Origin of the sequence: Goodfellowiella coeruleoviolacea (assembly GCF_024171785.1) — a bacterium.
GTDB classification, from domain to species: Bacteria; Actinomycetota; Actinomycetes; order Mycobacteriales; family Pseudonocardiaceae; genus Goodfellowiella; species Goodfellowiella coeruleoviolacea.
Genome location: NZ_JAMTCK010000002.1, coordinates 386435 through 403367, shown reverse-complemented (window position 1 = coordinate 403367; position 16933 = coordinate 386435). Strand labels below are relative to the sequence as shown.

Genomic DNA, 16933 nt, shown 5'->3' with positions numbered 1-16933 from the left:
CCAGCGCCGACCCACCGGCGGAACCGTTCCCCGACCGCCACGGCGGGTTAACCACCACCCGTGGTGGTGGTGTCGGCGGCGGTTCAGCCGGTGGCGGCTGGTGACTCGCCCATTACGCTCACTTGCGTTTCACCTGAGGCGGACCGGGTAACTACCGCCATTGGTGACCGTGCGCCAACCGCGCGGGGTGTCGGTCCGTCGGGACGTGGAGGTGCGGATTGGGCCAGGTGGAGGACCTTCCGGTACGACGAAGCCGATCCGTCGGACACGGCCGCTACCGGCTGGGGCAACGGCTCGGGCGGGGTGGCGCGGCCGAGGTGTACTGGGCCAGGGACACCCGGCTCGACCGCCCGGTCGCGGTGAAGCTGTTCCGCCTCGCCGGTGACATGGCCAGCCGCGCCCGGTTCGAGCGGGAGGCCCGGCTGCTGGCCAGCCTGTCCCACCCCAGCCTGGTCACCGTGCTGGACGCGGGCGAGCAGGACGACCAGGCGTTCCTGGTCATGCAACTGGTCGAGGCGGGCACGCTGCGCCAGCGCCTGGACGACGGTCCGCTGAGCCCGCGCGGGACGGCGCTGCTCGGCACCCAGGTGGCGGCGGCACTGGCCTACGTGCACGCCAGGGGGATCATCCACCGGGACGTGAAGCCCTCCAACATCCTGCTGGACGCCGACGGGTCGGCGCACCTCGCGGACTTCGGCCTGTCCCGGGTGCTGGGCAGCACCCACCTGACCGAGAGCGGGCAGTTGGTGGGCACCCCCGGCTACCTGGCGCCGGAACAGGTCATCGGGGGCGAGGTCGCGCCGGCCGCCGACATCTACGCGCTCGGCCTGGTGCTGCTGGAGTGCCTGCGCGGCGAGCCGGAGTACACCGGTACGCACGTGGAGATCGCGGTCGCGCGCCTGCACCGGGAACCGCACGTCCCGGCCAGCCTGCCGCCCGCGCTGGCCGGCCTGCTCCGGTCGATGACGGCCAGCGAGCCCAAGGCGCGGCCGAGCGCGCAGCAGTGCGTGCGGCGGCTCCGCGAACTAGCCGCTGACCTGCCCAGGAGCACCCCGATCAGTGGTGGCGCGGTGGACACCGTGCCGGTGCACCGCCAGGCACAGCACCTGGCCGACGAGCCCGACGGCCCGGCCGGCCCGGTGCGGGGCGACCAGGGCAGAGCCGGGCGCCGCTGGGCCCTGAGCGGTGTGGTGGCCAGCCTCGCCGCCGCCACCGTTGTCGCGGTCAGCCTGCTCGGCCCGGAGACCAAGCCGCCGCAGTCCACGCCGTCCCAGCCACAGGGCAGCAGCCTGCCCACCTCCGAGCCCGGTCAGCCCGACGGGTCCACCCCGGTGGACACACCGGTCGAGCAGAACGCCACCGAACTGGCCGAGCAGCCGGCCGACCAGAACGCCGCGCCCGCACCCGAGGCGCCGCCGCGAACCCAGCCCGGCCAACCCAACGAGACGGTGACCGTCTACCAGACCCCGGACGCTGCGCCGGGTACCGGATCGGCCGACGACATCGACAGCACCGCGGACAGCGGAACCGAGGAGTCCGAAGCCGACAACGGCAACAACGGCAACGGCGGCAACAACGGCGGCGAGAGCAGCGGCGACAACCAGGGCAGCGGGGAGAACGAGAGCAAGCACAAGTCGAGGAACAAGGGACGCGGCTGACACCGACCACCTCGACGGTGAACGACCAACGATCGGACTCTTGTGCGGCGGGGAAAGCGGGCCGTAGCATCGCCGGATCGAAGCGCTTCAACTCACTGTTGAGGGAGGTGCCCGTGGTCACCATCGCCGACGTCGCCCGGCACGCCGGGGTAGCCCCCAGCACCGTCTCCTACGTGCTCAGCGGCAAGCGCTCCATCTCCGCCAGCACCCAGGCCAGGGTTCAGGACAGCATTCGCACCCTCGGCTACCACCCGCACGCCGGTGCTCGCGCGCTGGCCAGCAACCGGTCCAATGTGGTCGCTCTGGCCCTGCCGCTGCGCACCGGCATGAACGTCCCGGTGGTCATGCAGTTCGCCGCGTCGGTGGTGACCAGCGCGCGGGAACAGGACCACGACGTGCTGCTGCTCACCGCGGACGAGGGTCCGGCCTCGCTGGAGCGGGTGGCGGCCAGCGCCATGGTGGACGGGATGATCCTGATGGACGTGGAGATGCACGATCCCCGGGTGCCGACGCTGCGGCGGCTGTCCCAGCCCTCGGTGCTGATCGGCTTTCCCGCCGACGCCACCGGTCTGACCTGTGTGGACCTGGACTTCACCCGGGCCGGTGCGCTGTGCGTCGAGCACCTGGCCACCCTCGGCCACCGCTCGGTGGCGCTGATCGGCGCGCCGCAGGCGGTCTACGAGCGGGAGACCGGCTTCGCCCAGCGCACCCTGGCCGGCTTCACCACCGAGGCGGTGCGCCGCCGGATGGACGTGACGTCCCGGTCCTGCGAGGCCTCGCACACCGCCGCCCTGCACACCCTCACCGAGCTGTTCACCGAGCGGCCCGCGCTGACCGGGCTGGTGGTGCACAACGAGGCGGCGCTGAGCTACCTGCTGGAGGCGCTGCGCCGGCTGGACCGGCAGGTGCCAAGGGACGTCTCGGTCGTGGCGATCAGCCCGGACGAGATCGCCGAGCGGCACGATCCGCCACTGTCCTCAGTGGTCATCCCGGCCGACGAGGTGGGCCGCCAGGCCGTGCACCTGTTGATGAGCAAGCTCGACGGCAGCCCCACGCCCGCGTCGACGCTGCTGCCGCCGCGCCTGGCCGTGCGGTCCAGCACCGCGCCCCCGCCGCACTGACTCGCGGGGCTGACCGCGCTGGCCGGGTGCGCGGTCAGCCGGTCAGCGGTGGGCGAGCACGTTGACCACCCGTCCGTTGGGGTCGCGGACGAAGAACCGGCGCACCCCCCACTCCTCGTCGCGCAGGCGGTGCACGATCTCCGTCCCGCGCTCCCGCAGCACTGCGTGGACCGCGTCCACGTCGTCCACCTCCACGCTCAGGTCGGGGTGGACGGACGCGGTCCTGTCCCTGGTCATCAGGCTGATCTGCGCCGTGGGGCAGGACGGGGACGCGAGGGTCGCGATCCAGCCGAGGTCCATGACCTCCTGGAACCCCAGCAGCCGGTAGAACTCCTGGCTCTCCCGCACAGCCACGGACTGGACATTGGGCACGACACGGCGAACGGCCATCGACAACTCCAAGCGCGTGGGAACGGACACGTCTCGGAGATTCCCCGGCTCGTCCCGCCACCGCAGGGGCTCTCCGTCACGGCACCAAGCCTGCCTCGGCCACCGCGGCGATGGCTTGGACGTTTCGGAACTCCTCCGCCAGCCAGCGCGTGGGCGAGCACCCGGCCAGGGCGTGGAACTCGCGCGCGAGGTGGGCCTGGTCGCAGTACCCGCAGTCCGCGGCGATCGCGGCCAGGGTTGGGCCCGATCCGGCCGACACCGTCCGGGCCAGCGTCCGACGGGCTCGGTCGAAGCGCACCACCCGGGCGACCTGCTTGGGCCCCAACCCAAACTCGGCCCGGAACCGCTGGCTCAGGTGCCTGGTGCTCCACCCGATCTCGTCGGCCAACTGGGCGACCGCCACGCTGCCGCCGGAACGCAGCAGGCGTTGCCAGGCGTGCGCCACCGCCCCGGGCACGGCGGCGTCGCCACGGAGGTGGGCCAACAGCGTGGCATCGAGCGCGGCGAACCGTTCGGACCAGTCCCGGGCGGCCAGGAGCCGCTCGCGCAGCCGGTGTGCCACCGGGCCGAGCACGGTCGCGGCGTCCAGGGTGGCGCCGGCGAGTTCGCCGGCCGGCAGACCGAGCAGCGCTCGCGCTCCCAGCGGGGTGAGGGCGAGTTGGACGCCGGACTGCCTGCCCTGGTGGGTGATCAGCGCCGGCACCGTGTGCAGGCCGCCGACCAGGGTGTCGTGCTGGCTCGGCAGGACGCCCGGGTTCGGGTGGGCGGTGATGACGAGCGGCTCGCCCAGGGTGAGGATCAGGATCAGGAACGGCGAGGGCAGCCCGCGGTGCCGCCCTGGTGGCCCGCCCGCCTCCCGGTACCCGCTGTAGGACACGACGAACCGCCGCAGTGGGGCCGCGGGCGCGGCGTGCACGAACTCGGCGGTGGGGACGTCCGGGACCGCGGGCGCCCGCCCGACGCGCGCCGCGTGCTCCGTGGTGGGCATGCCTCATCATGCGCTGCCCGTCCTGCCCGCTCCACCGGACCGCGGCCCAGACATCGGCGGGTGCAGCACGACCACACCAAAGGTAGATAAGAAACTTAATTAGTTTCTGATACGCTTCGCCGCGTGTCGCCGCGATCCCCCGAGCTGAGCATCGCCGAACTGACCTCCGTGCTGGAGAACTTCACGCGGATGTCCATCCGGCTGCCGTCCGTGCAGCGACTGAGCTTCACCACGCTGTCCGTGCTGCACACGCTCAGCCAGCGCGGACCGAAGCGACTCACCGAGCTGACCGCCAGCGAGCAGGTCACCCAGTCCGCGATCACCCAGATCGTCACCAAGCTGGAGCGCGACGGCCTGGTGCGCCGCGAGCCGGACCCGTCGGACGGGCGGGCGGTGCTGGTGCACGTCACCCCGGCCGGAGCGGCCATTGTGGACGGACGAAGGGCGGAGCGGATCGCCCGTCTCACCGAACTCGCCGACCAGCTCACCCCGGCGGAGCGGGCGGCCATCGCGGCGGCACTGCCCGCTCTGGCGCGGCTGGTCGAACTCAGCCAGCAGCAGCACTGATCACGACTCCCAGCAGCGGAGGAGATCCCGATGTCCCAGGAAACCACGGCAGCGCGGGCGGCCGGCGCTCGACCGTTCCCGCTGACGCCAACGCCGATCCACGTGCCCGACGACGTGCTCGCCGACCTCCGGCAGCGCCTCGCGCTGACCCGCTGGCCGCTGGACGCGGGCAACGAGGACTCGTACTACGGCGTGAACCGCGAGTACCTGCGGGAACTGGTCGAGTACTGGCGGACCGACTACGACTGGCGCGCGGCCGAGGCGGCGATCAACGCCCACGAGCACTACCGGGTCGAGGTCGACGGCGTGCCCGTGCACTTCATGCGCAAGGCCGGCGTCGGCCCCGACCCGACCCCGCTGATCCTCACCCACGGCTGGCCCTGGACGTTCTGGCACTGGGCCAAGGTGATCGGCCCGCTGGCCGATCCGGGCGCGCACGGCGGTGATCCGGCCGACGCGTTCGACGTGATCGTCCCGTCGTTTCCCGGTTTCGGGTTCTCCACCCCGCTGCCCGACCACCCGGACATGAACTTCTGGAAGGTCGCCGACCTCTGGCACACCCTGATGACCCAGATCCTCGGGCACGACCGGTACGCCGCCGCCGGCTGCGACGTCGGTGCCCTGGTCACCGGCCAGCTCGGGCACAAGTACGCCGACGAGCTGTACGGCATCCACATCGGCTCCGGCCAGAAGCTCACCCTGTTCAACGGTGACCGCGGCTGGGACTTCAGTGGCGGCCAGCCCATCCCGGACGGCCTGCCCGCCGACGTGCACGCGCGGGTGCTCGCGCTGGACAAGCGCTTCGCCGTGCACCTGGCCGTGCACGTGCTCGACCCGAGCACGCTGTCCTACGGGCTGTCCGACTCCCCCGCCGGCATGCTCGCCTGGATCCTGCGGCGCTGGCAGACCTGGAGCGACAACGGCGGTGACATCGAGACCGTCTTCACCAAGGACGACCTGCTGACCCACGCCACGATCTTCTGGGTCACCAACTCGATCGGCACCTCGATCCGCACCTACGCCAACAACAACCGCTACCCGTGGACCCCGTCCCACGACCGGTGGCCGGTGGTGGAAGCGCCCACCGGCATCACCTTCGTCGGCTACGAGAACCCGCCAGGCGTGCGCACCGACCAGCGGGTGCAGCACTTCATCGACTCCGAGCGCGGCGCCTGGTACAACCACGTGAACCTGACCGTCCACGACCGGGGCGGCCACTTCATCCCGTGGGAGATCCCGCACGAGTGGGTCGACGACCTGCGGCGCACCTTCCGCGGCCGCCGGTAGCGCCGGGCCGGCTCACCGGGCCCGCCCCCGGTCGGTCCGCTCGTCCAGCTCGGCCAGCCGTCGGCGGGCCTGGTCGGCCTCGACCGCGCGGTGCTGCGCCCGGTAGAGGTCCAGCGCCTGCTGCCAGCGCACCCGGGCGAGCCCGTGCTCGGCCTGGGCGGCGTGGGCCTCGCCGAGGCGGTACAGCGTGTCGGCCAGCTGGTAGGTGGCGCCCACCTCGCGCCGCAGGGCGAGCGCCTGCTGGTAGTGCTCCAGCGCGGCGGCGTGCGCTCCGCTGGCGTGCGCGAGGAAACCGAGGCTGTCCAGGGTGGCGGCCTCACCGAAGCGGTGCTGGTGGCGCCGGAACAGGGCGAGGGCCTCGGTGCAGGCGGCGTGGGCGGCGTCGTACTGGCCGAGGCGGGCGTGGTGCCGGCCGGCCAGGTTGAGCGCGTGCGCCTCCCACACCTGGTTGCCCAGCGTCCGGAACAGCCGCAGCGCCTGCTGGGCGTGGTCCAGGGCCCGCTGGTCGTCGCCCCGGGCGGCATGGGCCATGGTGAGGGTGAGGTGGGTGCCCGCGTGCCCGGGGACGTCGTTGACCTGCTCGGTGAGGGCGAGCGCCCGGTCGAGGTGGTGCAGCGCCTCGGCGTGCCCGCCCAGCCGGGTGTGGGCGTGCCCCAGGCACTGGTGGGCCCAGGCCTGGGCGGTCGCGTCACCCAGCGCGCGCGTCGCGTCCAGCCCCACCTGCCAGACCGCGAGGTGGTCGCGCAGGTGACTGCGCCGCCAGTGGAAACCCTCCTGGGCCCAGGCCAGCTGCCAGGCCGCAGTGTGCCAGCCGTGCTGGGCCGCCAGCCGCTGCACGGCGAGCAGGTGCGGGTGCTCGGCGGTGAACCAGGCCAACGCGGCGGGCTCGTCGGTGAGCCGGGTCGGCGCGCAGCCCCTGGCCGGCGGGTCCAGGTCGAGCTGCCGCCCGTGCGAGCCAAGCACCTGCTCCCCGTGGTAGGCGGTGTGCAGGTAGTGGTCGACCAGCCGGCGCAGTGCCGCCTGCCGGTCCTGCGGTGCCTGTTCGGCGGCGGCTCGTTCGGCCGCGTACAGCCGGACCAGGTCGTGCACGCGGTAGCGCTCGGGCGCGTGCTGGTGCACCAGCGACACCCGTTCCAGGTCGCGCAGGAGTTCGCGGGTGTGCGCGCTGGCCGTGCCGATGAGGCTGGCCGCGGCCGGCAGGCTGATGTCCGGGCCCGGCGCCAGCCCGAGCAGCTGGAACGCCGTGGCCACGTCGGTGTCCAGCGCCGCGTGCGACCAGGAGAACACCGCGCGCAGGCTGGCGTGCAGGTCCCCGGTGTCCAGCGCGCGCAGCCGGGTGGCGGTCTCCCGCAGCTCCTCGGCCAGTGCCGCCAGCGGCATGCCCGGTTGCAGTGCGGCGCGGCCGGCGGCGATGCTCAGCGCCAGCGGGAAACCCGCGCAGTGGCCGAGCAGCTCCGCGGTGGCCTCCGGCTCGGCCGCGACGCGGTCCGGGCCCAGCCGGGCGGTGAGCAGTTGCTCGGCCTCGGCCGCGCTGAGCACGTCCAGCGGCAGCACCCGCGCGCCGAGGTTGGTGACCAGGCCGGGCAGCTGGCCTCGGCTGGTGACCAGCACCGCGCAGCTGGGGCTGCCCGGCAGCAGCGGCAGCACCTGCGCGGTGTCCAAGGCGTTGTCCAGCACCACCAGCATCCGCCGGTCGGCGACCAGGCTGCGGTACAGCGCGGCCTGCGCGTCGGCGTCGGCGGGAATGCCCTCGGCGGCCACGCCCAGGGCGATGAGGAACCCGTGCACGGCAGCGGACGACGGCACCGGCTCACCCGCGGGGTCGAAGCCGCGCAGGTTCACGTACAGCTGCCCGTCCGGGAACCGGGCCAGGTTCTGGTGCGCCCAGTGCAGGGCGAGCGCGGTCTTGCCGATCCCCCCGGTGCCACCCACCACCGCGATCGTCACGGCGTGCCGCGCCGCGTCCCCGCTGGTGCCCAGGGTGGTGCTCAGCGCGGCGAGTTCCGCGGCGCGGCCGGTGAACAGCGCGGGCGCCGCCGGCAGCTGCCTCGGCACCGGGGCGGTCGAACCGGTGGCGGCGGGTAGGGCCAGCGCCCGGTCCGCGGTGAGGATGTGCTGGTGCAGCCGTTGCAGCGCGGCGCAGGGGTCGGTGCCCAGGTCCTCGGCGAGGCGGCGGCGGATCCGCTGGTAGTGCTGGAGCGCGTCGGCCTGGCGGCCGGCGCGGTAGTGGGCGAGCATGAGCTGGCCGGCGAGGCGTTCGTCCAGCGGGTGGCGGTCGGCGTGCCTGGCCAGCTCGGTGAGCAGCGCGGCGTGCTCGCCGCGGCGCAACCGGATGTCGTTGTGGTCCAGCACCGCGGCGAAGTGCTCGGCCCGCACCGCGTCCCTGACCTCGGCCAGCCACAGCGTGTCCAGGCCGGCGAACGGCTCCCCGCGCCACAGCGCCAACGCCTCGGCGAACAGGCCGGCCGCGTGCTCGTCGGACGCGCTGGACCTGGCCTCGGCCAGCAGGCGGCGGAACCGGTGCAGGTCGATCGCGTCCTCGTCGATGAGCAGGGCGTAGCCGCCGGACCGGCGCACCAGCGCGCACCCGGTGGTCACCGACAGGGCGGTGCGCAGCCGGGACAGGTAGCTGCGCAGGGTGCCGCTCGCGCGGTCCGGCTGCCGCTCACCCCAGACCCGGTCGGCCAACTGGTCCAGCGACAGCGTCTGGTTGGCGTCGACCAGCAGGATCGCCAGCACGCACCGCTGGCGGGCGTGCCCCAGGTCGATGTCCTGGCCGTCCAGGCGGGCCTCCACCGGCCCGAGCACACCGAATTCCACCTTCAAGCAAGCCCTCCGCTGGCTGCCCGCCCATGCGCACCATCCGCCCCGACCAGCGGTTTTCCCTGAACCACAAGGGTTTCCCGTACAGGCCGGGCATCGCTTCCCCACCGTAGCGTGTCGCCGGCTGGCGGCCCCGGGTTAGGGTTGCCGGGGCAGTGGTGTGCCAGCCGCGAGGAGGGTCGTGTGACAAGCCGACGTGCCCTGGTGGTGCGGGGTGGCTGGGCGGGCCACCAGCCGCGCGAGACCACCGAGCTGTTCCTGCCCTTCCTGCGCGACAACGGGTTCGACGTCCACGTCAGCGAGACGCTGGACGCCTACACCGACGCCGACCTGATGGCCGGGGCCGACCTGGTGGTGCAGTGCTGGTCCAGGGACGAGATCAGCGCGGAGCAGGCCGCCGGGCTGATCACGGCGGTGGCCAACGGCACCGGCTTCGCCGGGTGGCACGGCGGGATCGTCGGCGCGTTCCGCAACAACCTGGACTACCACCGGCTGACCGGCGGCCAGTTCCTGGCCCACCCCGGGGGTTTCATCGACCACGAGGTGCTGATCTGTCCGAACAGGACGGACCATCCCATCGTGCGGGGCTTCGACCGGCTGGTGCTGCACACCGAGCAGTACTGGGTGTTCTCCGACGCCGGCAACGACGTGCTGGCCACCACCACGGTCGCGGCCGACGCGGACACCCCCTGGCACACGCCGATCACCGTGCCCGCGATCTGGACCCGGCGCTGGGGCGCGGGCCGGGTGTTCGTGTCCACCATCGGCCACCACGTGCCCGACCTGGTGCTGCCCGACGTGCGCACGATCACCGAGCGCGGCCTGCTCTGGGCCAGCCGCCCGGCGCGGCCGGCGCACTAACGTTGCGGTCCATGAGCGATCTGCTGAAGCCGGTGCGCTGGGGTGTGGTGGCCACCGGGGGCATGGCGACCGTGTTCGTCACCGACCTGCTGCGGGTTCCCGGCGCCGAGGTGGCTGCGGTGTCCTCCCGCGACCTGGCCAGGGCACGGGACTTCGCCCAGCGGCACGGCATCCCCCGCCACTACGACGACTACCGGGCGCTGCTGGCCGACGCGGACATCGACGTGGTGTACGTGGCCACCCCGCACAGCCAGCACCACGAGGTGGCCTCGGCCGCGTTACGCGCGGGCAAGCACGTGCTGTGCGAGAAGCCGCTGACGGTCAGCGCGGCGCAGACCGAGGACCTGGTCGGCCTGGCCCGCCAGTCCGGGCGGCTGCTCGTCGAGGCCATGTGGACGCGGTTCAACCCGCTGGTCCAGCAGGCGCGGGAGCTGGTCGCCGACGGTGCGATCGGCCAGCTCCGGTCGGTGCGCGCGGACTTCGGGGTGGTGGCGCCGCCGGTCGCGCCCGACCACCGGCTGTGGGATCCGGCCAAGGGCGGCGGCGCCCTGCTCGACCTGGGCGTCTACCCGGTGTCCCTGGCCCACCTGCTGCTCGGTGAGCCCGATGACGTGCTCGTGCACGGGCGGCTGGCCGACACGGGCGTGGACGCCGAGGCGGCACTGCTGCTGTGCTACCCCGACGGGGTCCACGCCTACGCGTCCTGCTCCCTGCTCGCGGATTCACCGCTGACCGCCACGGTGCTGGGCACGGCGGGGCGGATCGAACTGGCCGCGCCGTTCTACCGCCCCACCGAACTGACCCTGGTGCGCGGCGACGCCGAGCCGGAGGTGCGCCGCATCGACCTGCTCGGCGCCGGGTACACCTACCAGGCCCTCGAAGTGATGAACCTGGTGCGGGCCGGCCGGACCGAAAGCCCGCACATGCCGCTGGCCGACAGCGCGGCGGTGGCGCGCACCCTGGCCAGGGCCCTGGACCGGTTGGGCGTGCGCCACCCCGAGCCGGCCTGAGCCGGGCCCGAGCTGACCCGGGCCGGCCTGACCCGGGTCGGCCCGCTCAACCCCGCTGGGCGGCCACGGCGTCGCGGTACCAGGCGAAGCTGGCGCGCGGGGTGCGCTCCAGCGTGTCGTAGTCCACGTGCACCAGACCGAACCGGTGCTTGTAGCCGTGCGCCCACTCGAAGTTGTCCAGCAGGGACCAGCAGAAGTAGCCGCGCACGTCCACTCCGGACTCGACGGCCCGGTGGGCCGCGCGCAGGTGTCCGTCCAGGAACGCGATCCGGTCCGGGTCGGCGATGACGCCGTCGGCGTTGCGGTGCTCCGGGAACACGCCGCCGTTCTCGGTGAGGTAGATCGGCGGCAGGCCCGGGTAGCGCGCGGCCAGGTCGGTCAGCGTGTCGGTCAGCCCCTCCGGTTCCACCGGCCAACCCATGCCGCTGAGCGGCACGTCCGGCCGCCAGCTGGTGTCAACGCCGATGTCGTTGGCGCTGCGCAGGGCCGGGTCGGGCTGCCGGTGCGGGGCGTCGGCCACGTGCAGCCGGTAGTAGTAGTTGATGCCGAGGTAGTCCAGCGGGGTGCCGATGATCTCCAGGTCGCCGTCCTGGCGGAACGACGCGTCGGTGATCGCGCCGAAGGTCTCGGTGAAGTCCTCCGGGTAGGCACCGCCGAACAGCGGGTCGGTGAACTGGCGGCGCAGCAGGCAGTCCATCCGCCGCGCCGCGGCCACGTCGGCCGGGTCGGCGCTGACCGGCACGGCCGGCGACTGGTTGAGCACGATGCCGAACCGGTGCTCGGCCCTGCCCTGCTCGCGCATGGCGCGCACGGCCGTGCCGTGGGCCAGCATCAGGTGGTGGGCGGCGGCCAGGGCGCCGTGCCCCTCCCGGGCACCTGGCGCGTGCCGCCCCTCGGCATAGCCCACGATCGAGGTGCAGTACGGCTCGTTGAACGTGGTCCAGTGGTGCACCAGGTCGCCCAGTGCCTGCTGCACGGTGAGGGCGTAGTCGACGAACCGCGCCGCGGTGTCGCGCTCGGGCCAGCCCCCGGCGTCCTGCAGTGCCTGGGGCAGGTCCCAGTGGTAGAGCGTGGCGAACGGCTCGATGCCGCGTTCCCGCAGCCCGTCGGCCAGCCGCCGGTAGAAGTCCAGGCCGCGCTGTTCGACGCGGCCCAGGCCCTCCGGCAGCACCCTCGGCCAGGAGATGGAGAACCGGTAGGCGTCCACCCCCAGCTCGGTCAGCAGGTCGAGGTCCTGCGCCCAGCGGTGGTAGTGGTCGCAGGCGCGGTCACCGGTGTCCCCGTTGGCCACCGCGCCAGGCACCCGGCAGAAGGTGTCCCAGATGGACGGTCCACGGCCGTCCGCGTCGGCCCCGCCCTCGATCTGGTAGGCCGAGGTGGCCACGCCCCACCGGAACCCGGGCGGGAACGCGGGCAGGACGGTCGAGGGCTGGTCGCGGTCGGTGGAGTCGGAAACGGCGGTCACTCGGAACTCTCCAGGGGTGAGAAGCAGGACGGCGGGTCGGTGGATCGGTTGCTGGGTCGTCTCGGCGCCATCACCCCTTGACCGCGCCCTGCATGATCCCGCCGACGATCTGTCGGCCGAACGCGAGGAAGATGACCAGCACCGGCACGGTGGCGATGCTCGCCGCGGTCAGCACCAGGGTGTAGTCGGTGGTGTAACCGCTGGCCAGCGCGCTCAGCGCGGTCTGGACCGTGGGGTTGTCGTCGTCGAGCACCACCAGCGGCCAGAAGAAGTCGTTCCACGCGGTCATGAAGGTGAACAGACCGAGCACGGCGGCGGCCGGCCGGGCGGCGGGCACCACCACGTGCCAGAACAGCCGCAGCGTGCTGCACCCGTCCATGCGGCCGGCCTCCAGCAGCTCGTAGGGCACGGCCCGGTCCAGGTACTGGCGCATGAAGAACACGCCGAACGCGGTGACCAGGCTGGGCACGATCACCGCCTGGAGTTCACTGGCCCAGCCGAAGTCGGACATCATCATGAACAGCGGGATGACGCCCAGCTCGTGCGGGATCGCCTGGGTGGCCACCACCACGACCAGCAGCAGGCCCCGCCCTCGGAAGCGGAGCTTGGCGAAGGCGAAGCCGGCCAGGGTGGAGAAGAAGACCACCGAGACCGTGATCGTGCCGGACACGATCAGGGAGTTGCCCAGGGCGAGCGCGAACTCGGTCTGGTCGAAGACCTTGGCGATGTTGTCGAACAGGTGGCCGCCGGGCACCAGCACCGGCGGGACCTTGCCGATCGCGTCGGGTGTCTGCGAGGCGACCACGAACGACCAGTAGACCGGGAAGGCCGAGCCGAGCAGCACCGCGAGCAGGCAGGCGTACACCCACGGCCCGGCGATGCGGCCGTCCCCGTGGCCGGTGCCCCGGCGGCGGGGTGCCCGGCCGGTGCGCCGGTTCCCGTCTCCCCGGGCGGCCGGGTCCGACACCGCGGGCTGCGACAGCGTAGTCACGTCGAGGCGTCCTCTCAGTCGGTGCGGATGCGCCGGGTGACCAGGTAGTTGACCCCGGTGACCAGCAGGATCGCGATGAGCAGCAGCATGGCGATGGCCGAGCCGTAGCCGAAGTCGAACTGCCGGAACGCGGTCTCGTACAGGTACAGCGCGCCGGTCTGGAACTGCCGGTCCGAGCCACCGCTGGCCACGCCCCCGGCGAAGAGCAGGGGTTCGGCCAGCAACCGCATGTTGCCGGTGGTGGAGATGATCGTGGCGAACACGATGGCCGAGCGCATCATCGGGATGGTGATGTGCCAGAACTGCTGGCGCGCGCTGGCGCCGTCGATCGTGGCCGCCTCGTAGACGCTGCCGGGGATGGCCTGCATGGCGGCCAGGAAGACCAGCGCGTGGTACCCGGTCCACCGCCACACCACCATGACCGCCAGGGCCACCTGGGAACTGGCCGTGCCCGCCACCCAGTCGATCTTGCCGAGCCCGAACGCGTCCAGTGCCAGGTTGATCAGGCCGAAGTCCCGGCCGAACAACTGGGCGAAGATCAGCGTCACCGCGGCGACCGAGGTGACGTTGGGCAGCAGCACGCCCATCCGGAACAGCGTCCTGCTGCGCAGCCTGCGGTTGAGCAGCTGGGCGATCCACAGGGCCAGCAGGATCTGCGGGATGGTGGTCAGCAGCCACAGGCTGATGGTGTTGCCCATGGCGTTCCAGAAGTACGGATCGTGGAACAGCAGCCGGGTGTAGTTGTCCAGCCCCACCCAGTGGGCGCCCTCGGGGTCGTTGAGGGCGCGCTCCTGCAGCGACACCCACGCGGTGTAGAGCAGCGGGTACAGCCCGAAGACGCCGAAGATCACGAAGTAGGGGGCGATGTAGAGGTACGGCGACAGCCGCACGTCCCACCGGTACCAGCGGTCGCGCCGCCGCGGTGGGGACGTGTCGGCCGACGTCGCCGCCCCGGAGCGCGGTGGGGTGGTCGTCGTCATCGTCAACTCACTTGATCAGGCGCTGGACGTCTCCGACGGCCTGGTTCCAGGACTCGTCCGGACTCTGCTTGCCCTGCTCGACGCGCAGCATGGCGTTGGCCATCTCCTCCTGGATGGCACCGGCCTGCGGCCCCTGGTACTGCGGCTCCAGCTTGCGGGCGGCGTCGGTGAACAGCTTGCCGACCGGCGCGTCGCTGAAGAACGGGTTGGTGTAGCTGGTGATCTCCGGCCGGTCGTACAGCTCCGGAGTGGACGGCAGCAGGCCCTTCTTGGTGAACACCTTGGCCTGCTGCTCCGGGGCGGTCAGCCAGGTCACCAGCTCCACCGCCTGGTCGATGTGGTCGCCCTGGCTGGGCACGGTCAGATAGGAGCCGCCCCAGTTGCCGCCGCCACCGGGCACCGGTGCCACGTCCCACTTGCCGGCCGTGTCCGGGGCCTGCTGCTGGATCTTGGCCATCTGCCAGGCCGGGCAGGCCACGGTGGCGAACTGGTTCTGCTTGAACCCGGTGTTCCACTCGGGCGTGCTGTACTTCAGCCCGGCGGACAGGCCGGCGGTGACCCCGCCGGTCACCAGGTCCCACGCCTGCTTGATCTCGGCGTTGTCCTTGAGCACGACCTGGTCGGACTTGTCGTAGTAGCCGACCCCTGCCTGGCCGACGATGCTGTTGAACAGGGTGGGGCCGCCGTCGAACCACTTGGTGCCCTGCGGCGCGCGGGCCTGGAACTGCCGGCCCAGGTCCAGGAACGCCTGCCAGGTCGGCCACGCCGCCCCGACCTGGTCGCGCTCGGTGGGCAGTCCGGCCTCGGCGAACAGGTCCTTGCGGTAGCAGATGGCCAGGCCGCCGACGTCGGTGCCGTAGCCGATCTGCTCGCCGCCCTTGCCCAGCGAGGACTCCCACTTCCAGCTCAGCCAGCGGTTCTTCAGGTCGGCCCCGCCCTTGGTGTTGAGGTCGACGAACGCCTTGGGGTTCTGCTTGAACTGGGCGATGTAGCCGGTGTCCACGGCCTCGATGTCGGCCGCGCCGCTGTTGGTGGCCAGGTGGGTGGCCAGGCTGGTGTGGTGGTCGTCGTACTTGGCGACGCTGTCCACGATGTCGATGTCCGGGTGGGACTGCTCGTACTCGGTGAACAGGTCGGCGTAGCCGAAGTCGCCGAACAACCCGATGGTGAGTTTGGTCTTGCCGCTGCCCGCGCCGCCGCAGCCGGCCAGTAACGCGGTTGCCAGCAACCCGGCGCTGAGCGCGCCGGCGACTCGGCGCGCTGAACCCCTCGGACGCATCACGGTTCTCCGTTTCCGTTCTCCGACTCGCTCCAGCTCGAAACGCACGGCACGCCGGTGACGCCCGACCGGTCAGCCAGAACAAGCTCGTTGGGAAACATGGCGATCGCCCAGGTGAACAGCACTGGAAAACCCCGGTGCCGAGGCCGGTGAAAACCGCGTCCCAACAGGGCGACCGCCACATTGTGTGAGACACATGACAGACCCGGAACAAAACGATGTCAAGCAACAGAACGGTAACAAGCCAAGTTTGGGCGATGCGGTGCCCACTGCGGCCCAGACCCCTGCCGTGCCCGGTCTAGCTGCTACAACCTGGGTCAACGGGGGTCAACTTGACCCTGTGCCACCCTGCGGATACGGTGATGAAACCGGTTACAAAAATTAGCTGAACGACTAGGGTGACATGACGACGATCCGAGAGCTGGCCCAGCTCTGCGGGGTTTCTCTGGCGACCGTGTCGCGTGTTTTCAACAAGCCCGACTCAGTGAGCCCGAAAACCCGGGAGCGAGTCGAGCGAATGGCCCGCGAACTGGACTACCGCCCCAACGAGTCAGCACGCACCCTGGCCACCGGCCGGTCAACCATGGTGGGCCTGGTGTGGGACACCGACCACCGGCGCTCCGGCTGGCGGCACCCGTTCCTGCAGGACCTGCTCATCGGGCTGAAGTCGGCGCTCAGCGCGCACGGCTACCACCTGCTGATGCTGGCCACCGGCGAAGCCGCCCACCACCGGCAGGTGGGCGCGTCCCTGGCCGACCCGGTCGGCTACGTGGACACGGTGCGCCGGCACGACCTGGCCGGCGTGGTGCTCATCGACAGCGGCTCGGACGCCGAGGCGTTCGCCCTGTTCGCCCAGTCCGGGCTGCCGTGCGTGGCCATCGACGTGGCCGTGGACGGCCCCAGGGCGACGTACGTGACCTCGGCCAACGCCGAGGGCGCCGGGCAGGCCGTGCGGCACCTGCTGGGGCTGGGGCACCGGCGGATCGCCACCATCGCCGGGCCGGCGCGCACCAGGCCCGGCGCCGACCGGCTGGCCGGTTACCGGGCCGCGCTGGCCGAGGCGGGTGTGCCGGTCCGGGAGGACTACGTGGCCGAGGGCGACTTCTACCGCGCCAGCGGGCACAGCGCCATGCGGAAGCTGCTCGCGCTGCCGGAGCCGCCCACGGCGGTGTTCGCGGCCGGCGACGAGATGGCCGTGGGCGCGCTGCTGGCCGCCAGGCAGGCCGGCTGCCGCGTGCCGGACGACGTTGCCCTGGTGGGCTTCGACGACATCGAGGTGGCCGCGCTCGTCGAGCCCGCGCTGACCACCGTGGCGCAGGACAAGTCGGGGTTCGGCCGGGCCGCCGCGGCTGCGGTGATGGCCATGGTCGAGGGCGGCAAGGCGGCGCCCACCCCCGCTCCCGTCGAACTCGCCACCACCCTGGTCGTCCGGGACTCCTGCGGCGCCGCCGCTCCCCGGTAGCGGCGGCGGCGAAAGCCAGGAGTGGACCAGGGCGGCACGCCATCCTGGTCC

The 16933-nt window shown here is 72.3% G+C and carries 14 protein-coding genes; 7 read left to right on the top strand and 7 right to left on the bottom strand.

The genetic code is table 11. The features are described from left to right. Positions 1 to 227: 227 nt before the first annotated feature. Together LX83_RS05145 and LX83_RS05140 are read left to right on the top strand one after the other, a co-directional pair. Positions 228 to 1658, top strand: coding sequence for a serine/threonine-protein kinase (locus LX83_RS05145; protein ID WP_253767581.1), 1431 nt, complete (start codon positions 228 to 230; stop codon positions 1656 to 1658). Between the two features lie 113 nt (positions 1659 to 1771). Continuing rightward, the gene (locus LX83_RS05140; protein WP_253767579.1) at positions 1772 to 2779 is read left to right on the top strand and encodes a LacI family DNA-binding transcriptional regulator; all 1008 of its coding nucleotides are present in this window, start codon (positions 1772 to 1774) and stop codon (positions 2777 to 2779) included. A gap of 42 nt (positions 2780 to 2821) precedes the next feature. Here LX83_RS05140 and LX83_RS05135 read toward each other — a convergent pair whose 3' ends face one another. Together LX83_RS05135 and LX83_RS05130 are read right to left on the bottom strand one after the other, a co-directional pair. Further along, positions 2822 to 3169, bottom strand: coding sequence for a VOC family protein (locus tag LX83_RS05135; protein ID WP_253767577.1), 348 nt, complete (start codon positions 3167 to 3169; stop codon positions 2822 to 2824). A gap of 76 nt (positions 3170 to 3245) precedes the next feature. Further along, positions 3246 to 4157, bottom strand: coding sequence for an AraC family transcriptional regulator (locus LX83_RS05130; RefSeq protein WP_253767575.1), 912 nt, complete (start codon positions 4155 to 4157; stop codon positions 3246 to 3248). 123 nt (positions 4158 to 4280) lie between these two features. Here LX83_RS05130 and LX83_RS05125 point away from each other — a divergent pair, with 123 nt between their 5' ends. Together LX83_RS05125 and LX83_RS05120 are read left to right on the top strand one after the other, a co-directional pair. Next, entirely contained in the window at positions 4281 to 4724 is a 444-nt protein-coding gene (locus LX83_RS05125) for a MarR family transcriptional regulator (protein ID WP_253767573.1), read from the top strand. A 30-nt stretch (positions 4725 to 4754) separates the two neighbouring features. Then, positions 4755 to 6011, top strand: a complete 1257-nt coding sequence (locus LX83_RS05120) for an epoxide hydrolase family protein (RefSeq protein WP_253767570.1) — start codon at positions 4755 to 4757, stop codon at positions 6009 to 6011. Between the two features lie 12 nt (positions 6012 to 6023). Here LX83_RS05120 and LX83_RS05115 read toward each other — a convergent pair whose 3' ends face one another. Beyond that, entirely contained in the window at positions 6024 to 8831 is a 2808-nt protein-coding gene (locus LX83_RS05115; protein WP_308203918.1) for an AfsR/SARP family transcriptional regulator, read from the bottom strand. Positions 8832 to 9017: 186 nt separating this feature from the next. Between LX83_RS05115 and LX83_RS05110 the strand changes: the two genes are divergently transcribed. Both LX83_RS05110 and LX83_RS05105 read left to right on the top strand, forming a co-directional pair. After that, positions 9018 to 9695: a ThuA domain-containing protein gene (locus LX83_RS05110; protein WP_253767566.1), complete on the top strand. Its 678-nt coding sequence runs from the start codon at positions 9018 to 9020 to the stop codon at positions 9693 to 9695. 11 nt (positions 9696 to 9706) lie between these two features. Further along, the gene (locus tag LX83_RS05105; RefSeq protein WP_253767564.1) at positions 9707 to 10705 is read left to right on the top strand and encodes a Gfo/Idh/MocA family protein; all 999 of its coding nucleotides are present in this window, start codon (positions 9707 to 9709) and stop codon (positions 10703 to 10705) included. A gap of 46 nt (positions 10706 to 10751) precedes the next feature. Here the strand turns inward: LX83_RS05105 and LX83_RS05100 are convergent, their stop codons facing one another. The 4 genes from LX83_RS05100 to LX83_RS05085 form a co-directional block, all read right to left on the bottom strand. Continuing rightward, positions 10752 to 12170, bottom strand: a complete 1419-nt coding sequence (locus tag LX83_RS05100; RefSeq protein WP_253767562.1) for a GH1 family beta-glucosidase — start codon at positions 12168 to 12170, stop codon at positions 10752 to 10754. A gap of 70 nt (positions 12171 to 12240) precedes the next feature. Beyond that, positions 12241 to 13050, bottom strand: a complete 810-nt coding sequence (locus tag LX83_RS05095) for a carbohydrate ABC transporter permease (protein ID WP_253767924.1) — start codon at positions 13048 to 13050, stop codon at positions 12241 to 12243. A gap of 125 nt (positions 13051 to 13175) precedes the next feature. Continuing rightward, positions 13176 to 14141, bottom strand: coding sequence for a carbohydrate ABC transporter permease (locus LX83_RS05090; protein WP_253767560.1), 966 nt, complete (start codon positions 14139 to 14141; stop codon positions 13176 to 13178). Between the two features lie 7 nt (positions 14142 to 14148). After that, positions 14149 to 15420 (bottom strand): ABC transporter substrate-binding protein, encoded by a 1272-nt coding sequence (locus tag LX83_RS05085; protein ID WP_253767558.1) that lies wholly within the window; start codon positions 15418 to 15420, stop codon positions 14149 to 14151. Positions 15421 to 15823: 403 nt separating this feature from the next. On the opposite strand from LX83_RS05085, the gene LX83_RS05080 reads away from it, so the two are divergent. Then, positions 15824 to 16882: a LacI family DNA-binding transcriptional regulator gene (locus tag LX83_RS05080; protein WP_253767556.1), complete on the top strand. Its 1059-nt coding sequence runs from the start codon at positions 15824 to 15826 to the stop codon at positions 16880 to 16882. Positions 16883 to 16933 lie beyond the last annotated feature (51 nt).

What these genes read in the sequence shown, in the direction of transcription:
- LX83_RS05085 (WP_253767558.1), bottom strand. Translation starts at nt 15,420, where the DNA reads ATGCGTCCGAGGGGTTCAGCGCGCCGAGTCGCCGGCGCGCTCAGCGCC.
- LX83_RS05120 (WP_253767570.1), top strand. Translation starts at nt 4,755, where the DNA reads ATGTCCCAGGAAACCACGGCAGCGCGGGCGGCCGGCGCTCGACCGTTC.
- LX83_RS05105 (WP_253767564.1), top strand. Translation starts at nt 9,707, where the DNA reads ATGAGCGATCTGCTGAAGCCGGTGCGCTGGGGTGTGGTGGCCACCGGG.
- LX83_RS05080 (WP_253767556.1), top strand. Translation starts at nt 15,824, where the DNA reads ATGACGACGATCCGAGAGCTGGCCCAGCTCTGCGGGGTTTCTCTGGCG.
- LX83_RS05090 (WP_253767560.1), bottom strand. Translation starts at nt 14,141, where the DNA reads ATGACGACGACCACCCCACCGCGCTCCGGGGCGGCGACGTCGGCCGAC.
- LX83_RS05135 (WP_253767577.1), bottom strand. Translation starts at nt 3,169, where the DNA reads ATGGCCGTTCGCCGTGTCGTGCCCAATGTCCAGTCCGTGGCTGTGCGG.
- LX83_RS05130 (WP_253767575.1), bottom strand. Translation starts at nt 4,157, where the DNA reads ATGCCCACCACGGAGCACGCGGCGCGCGTCGGGCGGGCGCCCGCGGTC.